The sequence below is a fragment of the Thermaurantimonas aggregans genome, from assembly GCF_003851885.1.
Classification (GTDB): Bacteria; Bacteroidota; Bacteroidia; order Flavobacteriales; family Schleiferiaceae; genus Thermaurantimonas; species Thermaurantimonas aggregans.
Window position 1 is genome coordinate 178,380 of record NZ_BHZE01000003.1, and the last position, 14,382, is coordinate 192,761.

12 protein-coding genes are annotated in these 14,382 nt (G+C 45.0%); 5 read left to right on the forward strand and 7 right to left on the reverse strand.

What is annotated here, in order from left to right; translation table 11 throughout:
• Positions 1-127: 127 nt before the first annotated feature.
• The 5 genes from recN to EIP89_RS02765 form a co-directional block, all read right to left on the reverse strand.
• Positions 128-1,783: a DNA repair protein RecN gene (recN, locus tag EIP89_RS02745; protein WP_124397123.1), complete on the reverse strand. Its 1,656-nt coding sequence runs from the start codon at positions 1,781-1,783 to the stop codon at positions 128-130.
• A 6-nt stretch (positions 1,784-1,789) separates the two neighbouring features.
• Entirely contained in the window at positions 1,790-3,733 is a 1,944-nt protein-coding gene (locus EIP89_RS02750; protein ID WP_160160500.1) for a LysM peptidoglycan-binding domain-containing protein, read from the reverse strand.
• A 14-nt stretch (positions 3,734-3,747) separates the two neighbouring features.
• Entirely contained in the window at positions 3,748-5,277 is a 1,530-nt protein-coding gene (gene guaA / locus EIP89_RS02755) for a glutamine-hydrolyzing GMP synthase (protein WP_124397125.1), read from the reverse strand.
• Positions 5,278-5,352: 75 nt separating this feature from the next.
• Positions 5,353-5,889 carry a hypothetical protein gene (locus EIP89_RS02760; RefSeq protein WP_124397126.1) on the reverse strand — a complete coding sequence of 179 codons (537 nt, stop codon included), beginning with the start codon at positions 5,887-5,889 and terminating at the stop codon, positions 5,353-5,355.
• Positions 5,890-5,912: 23 nt separating this feature from the next.
• Positions 5,913-6,644 carry an esterase family protein gene (locus EIP89_RS02765; protein ID WP_124397127.1) on the reverse strand — a complete coding sequence of 244 codons (732 nt, stop codon included), beginning with the start codon at positions 6,642-6,644 and terminating at the stop codon, positions 5,913-5,915.
• A gap of 88 nt (positions 6,645-6,732) precedes the next feature.
• Between EIP89_RS02765 and EIP89_RS02770 the strand changes: the two genes are divergently transcribed.
• Together EIP89_RS02770 and EIP89_RS02775 are read left to right on the forward strand one after the other, a co-directional pair.
• Positions 6,733-8,100 carry an MBL fold metallo-hydrolase gene (locus tag EIP89_RS02770; protein WP_124397128.1) on the forward strand — a complete coding sequence of 456 codons (1,368 nt, stop codon included), beginning with the start codon at positions 6,733-6,735 and terminating at the stop codon, positions 8,098-8,100.
• 106 nt (positions 8,101-8,206) lie between these two features.
• Positions 8,207-8,662, forward strand: coding sequence for a ribonuclease H-like YkuK family protein (locus tag EIP89_RS02775; RefSeq protein ID WP_124397129.1), 456 nt, complete (start codon positions 8,207-8,209; stop codon positions 8,660-8,662).
• A gap of 14 nt (positions 8,663-8,676) precedes the next feature.
• Here the strand turns inward: EIP89_RS02775 and EIP89_RS02780 are convergent, their stop codons facing one another.
• Both EIP89_RS02780 and EIP89_RS02785 read right to left on the reverse strand, forming a co-directional pair.
• Positions 8,677-9,516, reverse strand: a complete 840-nt coding sequence (locus tag EIP89_RS02780; protein ID WP_124397130.1) for a glycosyltransferase — start codon at positions 9,514-9,516, stop codon at positions 8,677-8,679.
• Complete coding sequence (locus tag EIP89_RS02785) at positions 9,500-10,537, reverse strand: glycosyltransferase family 4 protein (protein WP_124397131.1); 1,038 nt, start codon at positions 10,535-10,537, stop codon at positions 9,500-9,502. The genes EIP89_RS02780 and EIP89_RS02785 overlap by 17 nt, the downstream gene beginning before the upstream one ends.
• A gap of 148 nt (positions 10,538-10,685) precedes the next feature.
• Here EIP89_RS02785 and EIP89_RS02790 point away from each other — a divergent pair, with 148 nt between their 5' ends.
• The 3 genes from EIP89_RS02790 to EIP89_RS02800 are packed head-to-tail and all read left to right on the forward strand — an operon-like array spanning position 10,686 to position 14,191.
• A complete protein-coding gene (locus EIP89_RS02790) occupies positions 10,686-11,069 on the forward strand; it encodes a hypothetical protein (RefSeq protein WP_124397132.1) in 384 nt (127 codons plus the stop codon).
• 23 nt (positions 11,070-11,092) lie between these two features.
• On the forward strand, positions 11,093-13,183 hold the full coding sequence (locus tag EIP89_RS02795; RefSeq protein WP_124397133.1) for a carboxy terminal-processing peptidase: 2,091 nt from the start codon (positions 11,093-11,095) through the stop codon (positions 13,181-13,183).
• A gap of 6 nt (positions 13,184-13,189) precedes the next feature.
• A complete protein-coding gene (locus EIP89_RS02800; RefSeq protein WP_218019312.1) occupies positions 13,190-14,191 on the forward strand; it encodes an ABC transporter permease in 1,002 nt (333 codons plus the stop codon).
• Positions 14,192-14,382: the final 191 nt, after the last annotated feature.

Here is a 14,382-nt window from a genome sequence, read left to right on the forward strand (position 1 = left end):
GTGCGAAGCGAAGCGCAGCACCGAGCGAACAGCGAGCCCGGAAGGGACCGACCCGAGCAGATGCCCTACAGGGCAACCTGCGAGGGACACGCCCAAATAAAAAATAAAAAAAAATTAATTCATAAGATCATCGGTAGGATTGAATGATCGATTTGGCATTAAGCAATGCAGAGTCTGTAATAGTGCTGCCACTGAGCAGTCGAGCGACTTCTTGCAGGTGTTCTTCGTCGCTGAGCTTTTTTAGGTTGGTTTGGAAGCGGCCGTTTACATCGCCTTTGTAAACGAGGTAATGATGGTGCGCAGCAGCGGCTATTTGAGGCAGGTGGGTGATGGCAATCACTTGAATATCGCTGCCGAGAGCGCGTAGCAGATGGGCAATCTTTTCGGCAGATGCGCCAGATACTCCCGTGTCGATCTCGTCGAACAGTATGGTGGGCAACGACTTCTTGCGGGCGAGTACAGACTTAATGGCCAACATCAGTCGAGAGAGCTCACCGCCGGAGGCGATTTGTCGTACTGGGGCCATTGGCATGCCGGGATTGGGGCTGAAGAGCATATCGACCGCATCAGTACCTGCAGTGGAGTAGGGGGCTGCAGAAAGCTGAATTGCAAACTGAGCGCTGGCGAAGTTGAGTTGCTTGAGCAACTCGCTGATTTCGCGTTCGAGGGCAGGTATTACAGCTTCTCGCGATTGCGTAAGTGCCTGGGCTGCCTGGTGAAGCTGCTCTTCTGCTTGAGCGATTAGTGCGTCGAGCTCTTGCCGGTACGACTGATGACTTTCGAAGGCGTGAATTTCTGCTTCGAACTGTTTTTGAAGGTCGAGCAGTTGGTCGCTGTCGTGGGTACGGTGCTTGTTACACAGGTGCATAAGCAGGTCGAAGCGCTGGCGCAATTGCTCGAGGTGGGCGGGATCGAGGTCGGCTGTAGCAGCCTGGTCGTCAAGGGTTGTGGCTATGTCTTTGATCTCTGGGACTAGGGCTTCCCAACGCTGATAGAGGTTTTCGTAAGTAGGGCTCAGGCGTGCCAAATGGCGCAGATCAGCCTCTACTCTTCGAAACTGGGAGAGTATTCCGACTTCGTCTTCGTAAATCAGGGAGCTTATCAGCTGAAGTCGGTTGAGGGTGTCTTCAGCGTTTTCGGCTAATTGGATTTCCTGTTCGAGTTTCCGAAGTTCGTCGGGTTTGATTTTAGCCGATTCCAACTCCTGGAGAAGAAATTTTTTATAGTCAATGTCGCGGTCGGTGCCTTCGGTGCGCAAGAGTTCTTCTTTGTCAGCCAAAAGTTTTTTGTAGCGCTGGTAGGCTGAATGATAGCTGTTAATGTGAGCATCATTGTCGGCAAATCGGTCGAGCAACCGTAGCAGATACGACTGCTGCGTGAGTAAGAGGGTGTCGTGCTGCGAGTGAATGTCGATGAGGAAGCCAGCGAGTTCTTTTAAAGTTTGAAGATTGACAGGGGAGTCTTGCACAAAGGCGCGCGACTTGCCACCAGGCAGCAATTCGCGACGGATGATGAGGTGATGGTCGTAGTCGAGATCGTTTTCGGCAAAAAAAGATTCCAGTCCATAGGGCTGAATGTCGAAGACGGCCTCAACGATGCACTTCTGATCGGGATTACCGGCTATATCTGCCGAAGCTCTGCTGCCTGATAGCAGGGAAAAGGCTGAGAGAATAACAGATTTACCGGCACCAGTTTCGCCGGTAAGGATGGTTAATCCGCTCTGAAAATCAATGGACAATCGGTCGATGAGGGCCAGATTTTGGATTTTCAGATGCCTAATCATGCCGTTTTACTGATTTTGTGTATTTGAACTGTTGAGGGGTACCATCTTGTAATTGCGTGCGGTGAGTATTTGAACTGCGTCGTTTTGAAAAACGCCTTTTCGTCGAGTTGACTTAATTTGAATAAATTCGGCTTTATAATGCGAATCGGTGAGCGATTTCAGCAAATCATAGGTACTTTGATAAGCATAAAGCGTAATGTCGCTAGCCTCCAGTTTGTGCTGTAGAGCAATGGTTTCAGCAGCAGATTGCACTAGTGGATGTGTATAGTGCACGTAGCGTGGCGCAGCAATGAGAAAATTTACTTGATTTAAGTAACGCGGTTCGAGCAAAGGGTTGTCGAGTACCTTGCGGCTTATGACTAAAGTATTCGTCTTGTTGCGACGCATGCGGTCGATGAATTGAGAGGAGAGGTAGTTGTCTTCAGCAAAGAATACCACCACTTTAGCTTCAGCTGCATCGGTTACCACATTGAGACCTTGTAGACCAGAGCTAAGGCGTACTTCACGTACAGTTTTGTTTGTCAGGTATTTTCGAAGTTGATCATTGAGCTGGTTGGCTTTGGGCTCTTTTTCGGAATAAATGAAGTATACTGGTTGGTTGCTGTAATAAGACTGTATGGCTATAGCAAGGGCGCGCATCTCGAGTTCTTCGTTTTCCTGCATCCAAACAGAGCCTTCGGCTGAGCTGTTAAGGGTGCCAAAGGGAAGGATAACAGGTATCTTGCCGGCATCGGGGAAATTTTCAAGAAATGATTTCGCTTGTTGTGGCACAAAGGGGCCAATCACGATATCGCTTCCACGCACACTGCTGGTAAGACCACTACAATCTGCAGCGCTTTCAGGTAATTCTATTACGGTAAGGGTAAATTGATATCCTTGTGCCGTGAGGTTTTCGAGTGCTGTACGAACGCCGAGGTAATAATCCATAGCTATAATGTCGGAGGGACGCAGGTCGCGTACGTCTGAATCGATATTTACCGGCAATATCAGCGAGATGCGCAAACGTCGCTTTCCTAGCAAGCCAAAGTAATTGACGTACTCTACTGAGCTCGCGTCGGCTACCTCGGGTATGACGGAATCTTTAATTTCTACAAGGGCCGGACCTCCATTACCGGGTATTTTTATTGGGATGAGCAGGAGCATGCCTACTTTGAGCGGCATTTGTTTAAGTTCGGGATTGTATCGCTCGATGTCGTCAACTTTAATTCCGTATTTGCGCGCAAGGGCAGAAAGTGTTTCTCCCTCTTCGACGCGATGCATGGTAAAGCGGACAGAGTCGGCAGACGTCGAACCATTTTGTGCTTGAGAGGCTGTAATAGAAGACTTGCCATTTTTCGCTGGGGGAAGTACGCGCAGCAATTGTCCTGGTTTGATGATGCTGTCGCTTATTTGGTTGAAATTCAATAAATCAGCTACGCTTAGTTGATAGATACGCGCAATGGAATAGAGCGATTCACCCGGCTTTACGCGGTGAAAGCCGGGTGGTGCTGATTCTTCAGCGACCCATTCGGGCAATTGAACGGGTGCGAGCTTGGGATTCTTGGGTATAAGCAGCCTCATACCCGGGCGGATGACCTTATCTTTAATTTCAGTATTGTTGGCTTCGATTAAATCAATAGGAACGTTGAACTGACGGCTGATGCTGTACAGTGTTTGTCCTTCTTGTACAATGATTACATGAAAGCGGTTGGTGTCAATGGCCTCATCTTTTGGTGAGGCCGCAGCAGGTATCATCACTACATCGCCGGCCTTGATGCCTTGGCGAGTTTCGGGATTGAATTTGTAAAAATCTTCAACTGAAATATTGTATTGGCGCGAAATGGAAAATACCGTTTCACCCGGCTGTACGCGGTGAAATTTGAATGACTCTTGAGCGAAAACTTGTAAAGAAAGCAGCGTAAGTAAGAAAGTGAAAGTTTTAAGTTTCTTATTTATCTTTTTCCAATCCATTGTTGTACAAGCAATTATTCCCATTCGATGGTTGCGGGTGGTTTAGAGCTGATGTCGTACACCACGCGATTAACTCCAGGAACGCGGTTGATGATTTGATTAGAAATCCTTGCCAAAAATTCGTACGGCAAATGCACCCAATCGGCAGTCATGCCGTCGGTAGAATGTACAGCGCGTAAGGCTACTACGTATTCATAAGTGCGTTCGTCGCCCATAACGCCGACCGATCGGCTGTCGAGCAAAATGGCTCCTGCCTGCCATACGTGGTCGTAAAGTCGTTCTTCTTTGAGGCCATTTATAAAAATGTAGTCCGCTTCTTGTACCAGGGCCACTTTTTCAGGAGTCACTTCTCCCAAGATGCGAATGGCCAATCCTGGACCGGGAAAAGGATGGCGTCCTAAAAGTTCATCAGGTATGCCAAGGGCTGCACCAACTCTACGCACTTCGTCTTTAAAGAGCATTCGGAGCGGCTCTACCACTTTAAGCTTCATTACATCAGGCAAGCCACCAACATTGTGGTGCGACTTAATGGTGGAAGATGGACCAGCCACAGAGGCACTCTCGATTACATCTGGATAAATGGTGCCTTGTGCCAAGAAGCTGACATCTTCGATTTTATGCGCTTCTTCGTCAAAAACTTCGATAAACAGTCGGCCGATGATTTTGCGCTTTTGTTCAGGGTCGGTCACACCGCGCAGGGCTTCGAGGAAGCGCTCAGAGGCATCCACACCCTTTACGTTTAGACCCATATCGCGGTATTGGTGAAGGACGTTTTGAAATTCGTTTTTTCGCAGCAAACCGTTGTTTACAAAGATGCAGTGTAGCTGATCGCCTATGGCTTCAGAAAGCAATACTGCAGTAACGGTGCTATCAACACCACCGGAGAGGCCTAAAACGACCTTTTCGACACCGATTTTTCGACGGAGACTTTCGATGCTAGATTGTATAAAAGATTCAGGAGTCCAGCTTTGGTCGCATCCACAAATGTTTACTACAAAGTTTTTCAGGAGTTCTTTGCCGTATTCGCTGTGATATACTTCTGGATGAAACTGAATGCCCCAGGCTTTCAAAACCGGAATTTCAAAAGCGGCATTTCGGATGTCTTCAGTGGAGGCGATGCACTCAAATCCTTCGGGCAGCTCATCGATGGTGTCGCCATGACTCATCCACACTTGTGATTTTTCGGGAATTTTGTTCAGCAGCGGATTGTTTGGTTGAAGCACGTGAAGTTTTGCTCGACCGTATTCGCGTAGGCCGCTGGCCCCCACCTTGCCGCCGTGCATATGTGTGAGCAACTGTGCACCGTAACAAATGCCCAGCACAGGTATTTTACCTAGAAATGCAGATAAGTCAGGTTTTGGAGCATTGTGGTCGTTTACAGAAAATGGACTACCCGAAAGGATTAATCCTCTGATATGAGCAATGTGTTTGGGAATGTGGTAGAAGGGATAAATTTCGCAGTAAACATTTAACTCACGAATTTTTCGGGCTATTAATTGTGTGTATTGAGATCCGAAATCTAAAATTAAGATCATGTCTTTCATGGGGCAAAGTTAGTCGCATGTGCATCGAAAAGATAATAAGATGCAACTTCGGTATGGAGATTTAGCGCTTCTTTTTCAGAATGAACCTAAAACAAATCCAATCGATAAAAAGGCTGAGTTGTAATTCTTAAGATTGCCAATAAGATTAAAAGAATACCCAGCCTGTAGCTGAATATTGAATTTTTGAAAAGCTTCTAGATTGTAAAGCAAATTAGGTTCAATTCGCATTATGTTTCCATTGGTTATATTTCGTACAGAATTGATCTCATCGATATTAGCATAAGCTCCAAAACCCAATCGTGCACCCGGTGCAAGTTTTTGATTTTGGCTTAATTCAAGAGTAGCGCCTCCAAAGATTCCACCGTATCCAAGTACAACGGTGTTGTTATTTCGTTGCGCTGTGCCACCATATCCAAAACCACCGATAAATCCATTGAGACCGAAAGCTGCACCTCCCATACCTCCATAAGCCAGTCCGGCACCGGCTCTACCAAAATTCATTATTTGCATATGAAAGCCTCCGAATCCCCCAGCATCATACTGAGCTGAAGATTTTAAGGCGTATAGACTGAAAATTAATGTACTGTAAAAAATTACTTGAATCTTTCTCATATTAATTAGAATTTAGAGTTGCTTCAAAATTTAGATGACAAGACAAATGGCAACATTTTTCGCCAAGTTGGCCAGTCGTGTTCGATGTCCCAGCCCCATACGTCCAGATCGTGAGGAATGCCTTTATGGTAAAGAAGACTCGAGAGAGCTCGCGATGCGTTGGGATCTTCATAAGCACCTGAGCCAGTGAGGATGTGAATGTGACCACTTCGTCGGATTTGTTCCAACGTGTTGTGATCGTTTAAGTTTTGAAGGTAGTGCATAGGCGAGTTGAAGTAAACATTGTCGTCCCAATACCCTTGGGTGTAAACACTTAGGTCATACACTCCACTCATGGCGATGCAACCATTAATGGCCCAGGGATTCTTAAAAAACAAATTGGCCGCATGCAGTGCACCAAAAGACGCTCCCGCGATGTAGATGGGCGTCGATGGGCTGGTTTGGCTTTTGATAAAAGGAACAACCTCGTTGTACACATAGTCGTTAAATTGGGCATGGCGCAGTGATTTATCGCGTGGATGCATGCGCGAATTCAGCCAGCTCTCACTGTTTATCGAATTGATGCTGAAGACTTTCAGCTTTCCTGCATCTATTAAAGGTTGTATGGCGTCGATCAAGAGAAAGCGTTCGTACTCCAGATAATCAGCTGCAGCGGTGGGCACCATAAGCAGTGCAAATCCAAAATGGCCGTATATGGCGATTTCCATTTTTCGATGCAGAGCATGGCTGTACCAGGCGTGTATTTCGCGATGCATTATATAATGAGTTTTGCACAAAGAAATTTACTTTCTTTGAAGAATTGAAATAATTGTTACAAAATTTTTCAAAATTTACACAATTTCAATGAAGATTTCGTTTTTAGGCGGTACGAGTACTGTAACCGGTTCAAAGCATTTGCTTGAGGTAGGCAATAAAAAAATTCTTTTGGATTGTGGTCTATTTCAGGGTCTTAAAGAGCTTCGATTGCTCAACCGCGCACCTTTTCCCGTTTCACCTTCGTCCATCGATGCTGTTATCATTTCGCATGGACATTTAGATCATGTAGGCTATTTGCCAGTTTTAGTAAAAAATGGTTTTAGAGGCTACATTTTTTGCACGGAAGCTACGGCCGAAATTATGAAAATTATCTTACAAGACAGTGCCCGAATTCAGATGGAAGAGGCTGAGCGTGCACGTAGAGAGGGGTATTCGCGCCATAGTGATCCGAAGCCGCTGTACACCACTGACGATGTAGAAGATGTATTTCCATTGGTGCGTGTGATCGCCTTTAATGAAACGATCGAGCTTACTAAATCCATTTCCTTTAGACTTACTCCGGCTGGTCACATCTTGGGGGCTTCGGTCATAACATTAGAGATAGAGGGTAAGAAGATTGTGTTCACGGGCGATTTAGGCAAATATAACGACCTGCTGCTGCCACCACCTGAGCCCGTAAGTGAGGCAGATGTTTTGTTGTGTGAATCGACCTATGGACATACTTTACATCTAACCCAATACGAGGAGATTGAAAAACGATTGATCAAGCACATCGTGTATGCATGGGAAAACAAGAGCTTGCAGTTGATACCCGGCTTTGCCGTAGAGCGCGCACAAGTGCTTATGTATCTAATCAGTAAACTGAAACACAGCGGCCGAATTCCACCCATAGCCCTCTACCTCGACTCGCCTATGGCAAGTGCCGTTTCGGATGTTTTTGGTCGTTTTTCTGAGCTTCTGAAAATTGACGGTCTTGAACTCTATCGAGCCCTCGATAGCTATGATTTTGTGGAATCTTTGGAGGAAAGCAACAAAATCGTACACAGCTCGCAGCCCAGAGTGGTGATAGCCGGAGGTGGCATGCTCGCCGGAGGCCGAGCTCTGAATTATTTGTTTGAACACTTAGAAAATCCTAAATCTATTCTCTTGCTCACCGGTTATCAGGCAGAGGGTACGCGCGGACGCGCAATACTCAATGGTATGGATGAACTCAAAATCTTTGGCCGTTATCTAAAAATTCGCATGCGCACCGATCACATCGACGGGTTATCGTCGCATGCTGATCGGGGTGATATTTTGCGTTGGATTGAACATTTTAGGGCGTATCCCAAGCTGATTTTTCTGGTTCACGGCGAGGCCCATTCAGCCGATTCACTTCGATTAAAGTTGAAAGACACTTTTAGAAATACAGAGGTTTTAATTCCAAAAATTGGCGATTCGTTTGAACTTTTCTGATTTTGAGAGGTGTTTAAAACTTTGTTGAGAATTAAATAAAACTTAACAAAAAAATAACTTCGTTATTTGCAGGAACTTTTATCGTTGTTGTGCAAAAAGTACAGCTATGACGTCAAAAATGGTGTTTAAAGACAATGCTGGCCGCAAAGTGACCGACATACGTGCTTTTGTGGAGCAATGGTTAGCCGACCATCCAAAAGGAAGGATTTTTATCGGCGCCGATTCGAAGGTCAAGGGCGAGTATGTGAAATACGCCATCGTCATTTGTCTGTGGGATGTCGGAAAGGGCGTTTCAGAACTATATGCCCATACCATGATGCCTAAACCTACTGATTCGTTTTCAAGGCTATGGAATGAAGTGACAAAAGCCGTGGAGATAGCCGAATGCATAAAAGACTTGGCGCGCATCGAAATACACGTAGATATCAACTCAAAGCCGGGGTATCGTTCCCATCAGTTGTACGATGCCTCCATGGGCTTTATTAAGAGTTTTGGTTACGAGGCAGCCGGTAAGCCTTTTGCATGGGCGGCCAGCTGTGGCGCCAATAGGCATTGTCAATAGATAGGTCAATCTGGTTAATTTTTTCTTAGAAGTTTATAAACGGACTCTACAAGGCTAACAGGCATAAGTCGCACTGTAGTCCGAATTAGGAGTTGGATCACATAGTGATACCACTTGTAAAAGCCCATTTGGTAAATCATATACATCGATTTGTACTCCAATTTTAAATATTTCCGGCCTCTTCGCCGGTAAATGAGCGAAGTGCCAGCGCGTACGCGAACGAGGGCTTTGGGAATATTTGCTGCCAAGTAGCCGGCATGCAGCAAGCGCGTCCACAGCACATAGTCTTCGCCCATAACTTTTTCTAAGGGATACCCACCCACTGATAGTACGGCATCGCGTCTATACAGCACCGTCTGATGATTGAAGGGGCAGCGCCAATGTGCAAATCGAAAGATATCTGCGTGCGAAGTAGGAAGCTCTCTAGATGCAAGTTTATACTTCATACCCTCATCGTACTCGTCAATCCATGAACCGATGATGGCTACCTCTGGGTGCCTTTGTAAAAATTGCCATTGTATTTCAAATCTGTACGGCTCTGCGATGTCATCCGCATCCATACGAGCTATCCAAGGTTGAGAAGCAGCTTGAACACCGGCGTTGAGTGCAGCAGGAATGCCCCGGTTTTCAGGGAGTTTTACTATTTTGATTTCAGGTAAATGCTTTTGCCAACGGTGCAATTCTTCTTCCAATTCGCCCGAGATAGGACCATCTTGTACAATAATGATTTCAGAGGCTTTTGCTGTTTGAGCTTCTATGCTTTTTAGCGATTCTCGAAGCCAAAGAGCTTTATCGCCGTGATAAATGGGCAATAGTACAGTTATGGGTAGCCTGTGCTCAGAGAAGGGATTCATACAAGCGCAAATATGCGGTTACTACTGCCTGTGGCGAAAATTCAGCATCAAATCGAGCTTTTGCTTTAGTGCATAATGTATCTCGATGTTCGAGTGCATATCGAACCGCACGAAAAAATTGTTCTAGTTCTGTCACAACACATTTTACAACTTCATCCAAAAATAGACCCTCGAACGTCGGGATATCATTAACGACCACAGGCACCTTGCGCTGAAAGGCCTCAAGCACCACCAGTGGAAAGCCCTCGCTCAAAGAAGGCAGTAATAAAACATCCGCAGCACTCAGGAGTTGGTTGCCGTCAGGCACAAATCCCGCAAAATATACCCGATGATGTAGCCCGAAGTATTCAACTTCTTTTTTTAAAGCTGGTAGCAAGGGACCATCGCCGACATGAATCCATCGCCAATCTGGATTCTTTTTTAACAGTGGAACTACTGCCTGCAGATTTTTGCGCTCATTTGCTGTACCTAGGGTCATGAGCAATGTGTTTCCATCAGCCCACTTTTTGATGCTTTCGGCAAGTTTTAGATTGTCGCCATTAGGCGATTGTAACATTCGAGTGTTAGGGATGTAATGGACATTTCTGAAGCCCTTTCGCTTATAAAACTTCTGCATGTGTGGGGTAATGGCTACCAGGGCACTTTTGTTGCTCAAACTCCAGTGATGAGCCGCGATGCCTATTAGAGCTGGTATTTTTGGATATTCCAGGCGATATTCTTCATAGAAATAATTGTGCAACGTACTTACGGCAATGATTTTTGGCTTTAGGAACTTGCGGATGAATAAGAATACATCAGGTCGTAGTGTATGGCTGTGAAGGATATCGTACTCTAGATATTCAAAAAATTCAAAAGCTTTAAAAAAAGATATTTTCTGACCGTATTTCCAATGAAAGCCTTTTTTCTCATCGAAATATGCAATCGATGCTTCAATTTTGGTTTGCAGTGAATGTACCAACTCGTGCGCTACTGTTACCGGTCCGGTGATTGCAGGGGATGGAACTAGGTGTAGAACTTTCAAAAGGAGCGATTTTTCATTTTAAAATGAGCCACAAAACTATCTAAAAGACAAAGAAACGACTTTACCAAATTATCGCACACTCAGCGCACGAGTTGCATACTTCAATCGGTGAAACTTTTACATTTGCGAAAAGAAAAACCGCTTAAAGTTGGACGAAAAAAAGCTCAAAGCCCTCGACACCCTTCACATCCCCGTGTGGCTCGCTAAGGATATCGCATGGTTATTGGTCTATAAACCACTTGGAATAGCAATGATTTTACCAGCAGTTGCCATAGCGCTGCACATTTGTGTAAAAACGGTGTTCAATAAATTTCTCTTCTACCAAAATTTGGCTGTATTATTTTGGATTTCAGCGAATTCTACTTGGATGGCTGGGGAGTTTTTCCACTTTGCTTACAAACTGCCTGCTGCACTTCTCTTTGCTGCAGGTATCATTTCTATCTTATGGCACTATGTAATCGAATTTAATTCAAACGACGAATTGTTAACAAAACCAGGATTTGTCCGTTATTTTAACAAGCGAAAAATTTAAAATAAACTTCCTTAAATCACACGATGAATAAAAAGCCTTTGCGTTCATTGGCCTCGCTAGTGGTCACGTCTTTTATTTTGATCAGTTGCATACCTGGCAGTACCACCAACAAGGTACAGCAGCGCGAAAAGCTGATTATGCAAATTACCTATTCTGCTCTATTTACTCAACACCTTCAACCTCCAGTAGCAAATGCTGAGCTGTCGCAGCGCATTTTCTCTAAAGCCGTTGAAAACTTCGATGTTTCGAAAAAATTCTTTTTAAAGTCGGATATCGATGAATTTTCAAAACAAAAGAATAATATGCTCAAAATGTTGCAAGACGGCGATGTGAGTTTGTTTGAGAAGATGTATCAGCGCATTTTACAACGTATCAAAGAGGCAGAAGAGCTCGCAAACTCACAATTAAATGAACCTATTAAATTTTCTAAAAAAGAAGTTTATGAAACAGATGACGATCGCCAAACTTTTGCAAAAAATGCCAAAGAACTCCAAGAAAACTGGAAAAAATATTTGAAATACAGAGTTTTGGTAAGGCTTTATGAATCGATCGATACAAGCACTACCGACCAACTGCTCGTACCTGAGATTACAGAGCAAGCCGAACAAGAAGCACGAAAGAAGGAGCGCGAACAGCTAAAAGAGTGGTTTGACATGCTGCGCGATATGGATCGCAACGACTGGTTTGGCCTTTTCATCAATGCATATTCACAGAATTTTGATCCTCACACTGAGTACTATCCACCTCAGCGTCAGGAGGATTTCGAAATCGAAATGACTGGCCAATTTGAAGGTATCGGCGCCCAATTGGTCAACCGCGATGGCTTTGTTACCATTGAACGCATCGTGCCGGGCAGTGCCAGTTGGCGCCAAGGTGAGCTTGAGGAGGGCGATAAAATTCTCCGCGTGACACAAGAAAATGGTGAAGCTACCGATGTGGTGGGCATGAGCATTCAAAAAGTGGTAAAGCTCATTCGCGGCAAAAAGGGCACAAAAGTTACCCTCACCGTTCGCAAGGCCGATGGTAGCCGGCGCGACATTACCATTGTGCGCGATGTAGTGGAGATGGAAGCTGCCTTTGCCCGCTCAGCCATTGCTGAATACAATGGGCTAAAGCTTGGCTACATTCGCTTGCCAAAGTTTTATGTAGATTTTTACAAAGAGACCAATCGAAACTGCGCTCAAGATATGCGCACAGAAGTAGATCGCCTTAAAAAAGAAGGAGTGGCAGGCATCATCGTTGACTTACGCAGCAATGGCGGTGGTACACTCGAAGGGGCTATTGATATCGCAGGATTATTCATTCCCTCAGGTCCGATAGTACAGGTAAAAGCCACTGGACAGCCTGCGCGCGTACTCTCTGATCGTGATCCTGCTTTGGTTTACGATGGACCTCTCGTTGTGATGGTCAATCATTTCTCAGCCAGTGCCAGCGAAATCTTTGCTGCTGCTATGCAAGATTATGGCCGGGCACTCATCATCGGTCCTAACCACACCTTTGGAAAAGGCACCGTACAAAACATGCTCGACTATGACCGTGCCGTGGGCTTTGGCAATCGAGATATGAAACCTCTGGGTTCTCTAAAAATTACTATCCAGAAATATTACCGCATCAATGGAGGTACTCCGCAGCTCAAAGGGGTAACGCCAGATATCGTAATTCCCGATCAATATAGCTATCTCGACTTTGGTGAGCGCGAACTAAAAAATGCCATTGCCTATTCCGAAATTGCCCCAGCTACCTACACCCGCTGGACGCAAAATGCTACCTTCCCCTCAGCCATCGAGAAAGCAAAAAAACGCATCGCTGAGAATCCAAAATTTCAGCTGATGGAAAGCTACGCCCGTTGGTTGGCCAACAACAAGGAGAAGTCAGCTATATCACTCAAGTGGGAAGAGTATATCGCCACCCAACGTCGCTTGAAAGAGGAATCGAAGCGCTACAAGGATGTGTATATAAGCACCGACAGCATACCGTTTGTGATTCCGACTTCAACGGTGGCAGAGCTTACTCAAAAGGGCGATGACCAGCGGGAGTGGAAAAAGTGGGTCGGCGATTTGAGCCGTGATGTGCAGTTGCAAGAGGCAATTCGCGTACTTTACGACCTTAGATAATAAGTGATGTTTGTCAGTAGAAGACGCAATCCACTATGGGGTCTTCCTGCCTTTTTTATTGGGATGTTTGTCTCCATTGCTGCGCTTTCTTTTTTACTGCCCAAAGAAGGTCCGGGTGCTTACGATCACATTCAATTGGAATACGCACTCATACCTCCTTTTACACATATTCAATTTGTTAAATTGACAAAATCGGATAATGCTACTCAGGTAATTCAGTACTATCCTGCCGACAGTATTGTTAGAATTTCTAAAAATGCTCTACTTATTTACTACAATAAAAAAGAAACTCAGGTTGCACTAAAAGAAGGATCTGAATACTCCCTTGAGCAAAAGATATTTTATCTCGGCACCGACCGCTTTGGGCGCGACATGTGGGCGCGCATAGCTCATGGCTCTCGTGTATCACTTTCTATTGGCTTTTTAGCAATGATTGTAAGTTTATCGGTAGGTATACCCCTTGGTGCAGTAGCCGGTTATTTTAGAGGTGCCGTTGATAGAAGCATCATGTGGCTGGCTACGGTGGTGTGGAGTGTACCATCGGTGTTGCTGGTTATGTCGTTTACTTTGGTGTTTGGCAAATCGCTGGCACAGGTATTTGTAGCTGTCGGACTCACCATGTGGGTAGATGTGGCTCGTACTGTGCGCGGTAAGGTGATGTCGATTCGGCAGAAGGAATACATCCTCGCAGCTCAAATCGGCGGTCTTTCAACCTGGCGCATCTTATCGGTACATATTTTTCCAAACATATTAGGGCCAATCCTCATTTTAGCCGCATCCAACTTCTCAACTGCCGTATTGCTCGAGAGTGGTATCAGTTTTTTAGGGCTTGGCGTGCAGCCACCTACACCCTCTTGGGGCAACATCATTCGCGATCACTACGCGTATCTACTTATGGGTAAACCCTGGACGGTGCTCTTTCCTGCCCTATGCATCGTCGGCTTAATACTATCTCTCATTTCTTTAGCCAATCAATTGAGAGATTATTACGATGTAAAAGGGGAGTAGAAAGTATTTTTATAAAAAATCTCCTTAGTTAAAAAATTGTAAGTCTTGTTCTTAAATGTTTTTTCCTGACTTCCGCAGATTTTTTATTTTTTGCTTAGTTGTAATTATAAATATTTGTTATACAATGATTTATAAAATCCATTTTCGTCATTTTGGGTGTTAATTTTATTTAGAGGCAAAAATTTGAAGTG

Coding starts and splice junctions, on each gene's coding strand:
- recN (WP_124397123.1), bottom strand. CDS start 1,783: ATGATTAGGCATCTGAAAATCCAAAATCTGGCCCTCATCGACCGATTG.
- EIP89_RS02750 (WP_160160500.1), bottom strand. CDS start 3,733: ATGGATTGGAAAAAGATAAATAAGAAACTTAAAACTTTCACTTTCTTA.
- guaA (WP_124397125.1), bottom strand. CDS start 5,277: ATGAAAGACATGATCTTAATTTTAGATTTCGGATCTCAATACACACAA.
- EIP89_RS02760 (WP_124397126.1), bottom strand. CDS start 5,889: ATGAGAAAGATTCAAGTAATTTTTTACAGTACATTAATTTTCAGTCTA.
- EIP89_RS02765 (WP_124397127.1), bottom strand. CDS start 6,644: ATGCATCGCGAAATACACGCCTGGTACAGCCATGCTCTGCATCGAAAA.
- EIP89_RS02770 (WP_124397128.1), top strand. CDS start 6,733: ATGAAGATTTCGTTTTTAGGCGGTACGAGTACTGTAACCGGTTCAAAG.
- EIP89_RS02775 (WP_124397129.1), top strand. CDS start 8,207: ATGACGTCAAAAATGGTGTTTAAAGACAATGCTGGCCGCAAAGTGACC.
- EIP89_RS02780 (WP_124397130.1), bottom strand. CDS start 9,516: ATGAATCCCTTCTCTGAGCACAGGCTACCCATAACTGTACTATTGCCC.
- EIP89_RS02795 (WP_124397133.1), top strand. CDS start 11,093: ATGAATAAAAAGCCTTTGCGTTCATTGGCCTCGCTAGTGGTCACGTCT.
- EIP89_RS02800 (WP_218019312.1), top strand. CDS start 13,190: ATGTTTGTCAGTAGAAGACGCAATCCACTATGGGGTCTTCCTGCCTTT.